The 3,930-nt window shown below is 33.6% G+C and carries 4 protein-coding genes; 2 read left to right on the top strand and 2 right to left on the bottom strand.

The window, feature by feature from the left end; translation table 11 throughout:
• Positions 1-57: 57 nt before the first annotated feature.
• The gene (locus V7183_RS18485) at positions 58-888 is read right to left on the bottom strand and encodes a CPBP family intramembrane glutamic endopeptidase (protein ID WP_335360400.1); all 831 of its coding nucleotides are present in this window, start codon (positions 886-888) and stop codon (positions 58-60) included.
• 141 nt (positions 889-1,029) lie between these two features.
• Between V7183_RS18485 and V7183_RS18480 the strand changes: the two genes are divergently transcribed.
• Both V7183_RS18480 and V7183_RS18475 read left to right on the top strand, forming a co-directional pair.
• Entirely contained in the window at positions 1,030-1,734 is a 705-nt protein-coding gene (locus V7183_RS18480) for a response regulator transcription factor (protein ID WP_097897620.1), read from the top strand.
• A gap of 9 nt (positions 1,735-1,743) precedes the next feature.
• Positions 1,744-3,483, top strand: a complete 1,740-nt coding sequence (locus V7183_RS18475; RefSeq protein WP_335360399.1) for an ATP-binding response regulator — start codon at positions 1,744-1,746, stop codon at positions 3,481-3,483.
• A 44-nt stretch (positions 3,484-3,527) separates the two neighbouring features.
• On the opposite strand, the gene V7183_RS18470 is transcribed toward V7183_RS18475, so the two are convergent.
• Complete coding sequence (locus tag V7183_RS18470; protein WP_097897622.1) at positions 3,528-3,893, bottom strand: VOC family protein; 366 nt, start codon at positions 3,891-3,893, stop codon at positions 3,528-3,530.
• Between the last annotated feature and the right edge of the window lie 37 nt (positions 3,894-3,930).

Here is a 3,930-nt window from a genome sequence, read left to right as displayed (position 1 = left end):
TCCCATCTAAAAAGAGGGGATTTATGTCGGTTTTTTAATGGATGTATATATAAATCATTACTGGATTTCTCTCACTTTGCTTGTATATATTATCGGTGCATCTTTACTCATATAACGGCGGTTGATAAACAAAAAGATGAGTACTAAGTTTAATCCAATCATAAAAATAATAAGCCCTGTAACAAATGTAGTATGATTGGAAAACTCTGCAAAACTTATCATTTTTTCTTTACTAACGATAAAAGATGTAATAAGTACAGTCGCATTATTTAGCATGTGGATGCCAATTGGCATAAGTAAACTTTTTGAACGAATATATACAATTGACAATACGATACTAAACACAACAGCACTAAGAAACTCAACATGCAAACATCCAAAAAGAAGAGCTACACCTATCATCCCTTTTCCTGTACCCCATTTTGCTGCAAAGCGTTGAAACAGAAATCCCCTAAACACAAATTCACCTATAATAGGAGCTACAAATACAATCATTACAAATTGATAGATGTATCCCCCTGTATGACCTATGACAGGTTCATACAACGTATTCATTATAAAATCCGGTGTAATCCACGCGAAGCTATACATATACAAAATAAGGTATCCATAGCTAAAAAGGCATAGCATAGCTGTAATCATGAAAACTTGTAACAAGTTAAATGAACCTCTTTTATTAATAAATGAAGTAAATGGAACATGATACCTTCTATATTCATACCATAGCCAAGTGGATGGAAGTATGTAAAATACAAGTAGACTTGTAATAAAAGAAATTGGTAGATGAAAAGTATTTTCTAGCAATTGCTTACTATTATGTTCTATACAAATAAGTAGTGCAAATACAATCAAAAAATATCTAGCTCGCATCGAATGAAACGGATTCACACTCTTCTCCTCCCCTACGTTACTTTAATCATATCATCTTAATCTTAATTTCTAAGAAAGAAAATCTTAAAATTCCCTTAAAAATTCCATAAGTTACAAGAAAATGTTATGATATTCGGTGAAAATAGGAGGGATTTTATTTTGTATCATGCAAATATTTTACTTGTCGATGACGAAACAGCAATTTTGCAACTATTAACTACTATTCTACAAAAAGAAGGATTTTCTCATATTACAACTGCTACATCCGCTGAAGAGGCTTTATTACTTGTTGAGCAAAATCATTATGATCTAATGATTCTAGATGTAATGCTTCCTGGGCAATCTGGTTTCGATATTTGTCCGATTATTCGTAAAAAAACAGATTGTCCAATCTTTTTCTTAACAGCAAAAACGTCTGATTTAGATAAAGTATCTGGATTCTTATACGGTGCAGATGACTATATTACAAAGCCATTCAATCCATTAGAGGTTGTTGCTCGTATGAAAGCACAACTTCGAAGACATATGAAACAAACTACAAAACCTGTGAAAGAAAAATATTTTAATTCATTTGGAAGATTTCAAGTCGATAAACATGCAGCAGAATTACAAGTCGATGGGAAAATCGTTGAATGTTCAGCTCAGCTTTTCCAACTGCTACTCTTTTTTTGTGAACATCCTAATTACGTGTTTTCCAAAGAAGAAATATACGAAAAGGTTTGGGGTGCTCCTGCCTACAATGGGGATGATAATACAGTTATGGTCCATATCCGAAAGCTGCGTGAAAAAATCGAGCTAGATCCAAGTAATCCACAGTACATAAAAACCGTCCGTGGTCTTGGCTATAAATTCGTTGCAAAGTAGGTAGTAAATATGAATTTAAGTAGAAGACTTATTATCCAGTTTATTATGCAGCACATTTTTGTCTGGTTTACTTTACTGATTGCAGTATTAATTGCTTTTGCTTACCTAGTTTATCTCGTTGGTACTACGTTATACGAACCTAACATCCCAAATTCTGATAGTTTCACAATTTCTCAATATATATCGTCAGAAGATGGTCAGATTACATTGCAATCTGATGTAAAAAATATAATTACAGATAAAAATGACTGGCTCCAAATTGTAGATGATAACGGAAAAGTTCTTTATCATTTCAACACACCAGATGATGTCCCTAAATCTTATACAAAGACATCTTTAGTCGCATATTTACAGCATCATATACAGAGCCCCTATAAATTCACTTACTGGGAAATTGAACTAGAAGAAAAAAAAGCACTCGTTATTTATGGTGGCGTGATGAAAAGTAGCGCGATACTACAAAAACTCAAACAAAATCATCCTTCTCAAGTGGTAGATAACTTTGCATTAACGGAACAAGAAAAGAATCTACTTTCTAAGGAAAAGGCACTATTACAAATATTCAACGCAAATGGAGAAGAAGTTTTTTCATATCCAAGTGAAAAGAAAAAAACACTTTCTGTAATACAGACAACACTTTCTGAAAAAGAACCATGGAATCATAAGGAAAACATCTCTAGTTTCTATAATTCAGATAGCGGTCTTCTCTTTGTCATAACAGCAAAAAACGATCATTACTATCCAGATGATGAAACAGAAACCTTATTTGCCAAAAAATTATTTACAGGATTCGGCCTCATTTTTCTCATCGTATTTGTTTATTTAGTCATTCTTTCTATTTGGTATGGAAGAAAATTTGGGAAACCGCTATTACATACAATGCGTTGGCTCAAAAATATAGCCAGCGGAAAATATGAAGAGCCTGTAAGCAAGAAAGGGAAAGCTGTTCGCTTCCGGCGCTCAGGTAAAGAAAAATGGTCATTCCGTCTGTTTAAAGATGTGACCAATGCTTTAGAACACCTTTCCATTACCCTTAAAAAGAATGAATCTATGCGAAAAGTGATTCAGCAAACACGAGAAGAATGGATTACCGGTCTCACACATGATTTGAAAACACCACTCAGCTCCATTTATGGTTATTCTCTCTTACTAGAATCTAGGCAATATAACTGGACTGATAGTAATATTCAAGAATTCGGCCACGTAATGAAGGAAAAATCACAATATATGACGACGCTAATTGACGACTTAAGTTTAACTTACCAGTTAAAAAATAATGCACTTCCTACGCAGCCCGTTAATATGGAGATTAACCAGTTCGTCCAAAAAGTCTTATTACAATTCATTAACAATCCAACTCTTCAAAATCAAAATATTGAATTTGTTCCGAGTTCTAATAAAATTTATTACGCTATTGAAGAGAAGTGGTTCCAGCGCATCATTGAAAACTTATTAGCAAACGCTGTGAAACATAATAATGAAACAACAAAAGTAATTGTAAAGCTCGCACAAAATACAAACTCATTTACACTTTCTATTTCAGATAACGGAAAAGGAATGGATGAAAAAACGAAAGATCTATTATTCGAACGATATTACCGCGGAACAAATACAGAAGAAAACAATGCAGGAACAGGACTTGGTCTAGCTATTACAAAACAACTTGTCCTTGCTCATAAAGGTACCATTTCTATTGAAAGTGAACTTGGAAAAGGAACGACAATTATTATCATATTCCCGCTCTCCTAACAAAAAGAGAACTTCCTAGTATACCAATCTAGGAAGTTCTTTTTCTATTTCCCAACTAATACAAACACATTCTCATCCGGCGCCTCCATCACGGCCACATGCCCTGATTCTGTTTGAAACGGTTCACGGATCCATTTTACATCTTTATTGTCTTTTAAACGCTCATATGTTTCGCAAACATCTTCTACCAATATTTCCACTTCCATAAAATCAATATTTGGATGATCGCTTAGCACTAGCTCCGAACTATGTTTATCTGGAAATTTCAATCCTATTAACGTCCAAACTTTATTATTCTCTAAATTTCTCTCTACAATCCAGTTTTGCTTCAAGCCCATTGATTCGTAAAACGAAACAGATTTCTCTATATCCTTTGTATGTATCGATACGCATTCTAACTTTTTAAACATACTCCCATTCCTCCCTTTATATATATAAATCCATTTT

It is taken from the genome of Bacillus sp. JJ1127 (assembly GCF_036965845.1).
GTDB lineage: Bacteria > Bacillota > Bacilli > Bacillales > Bacillaceae_G > Bacillus_A.
Note: the sequence above shows the minus strand (reverse complement) of the source record. Positions and strands in the feature narration are given on the sequence as shown.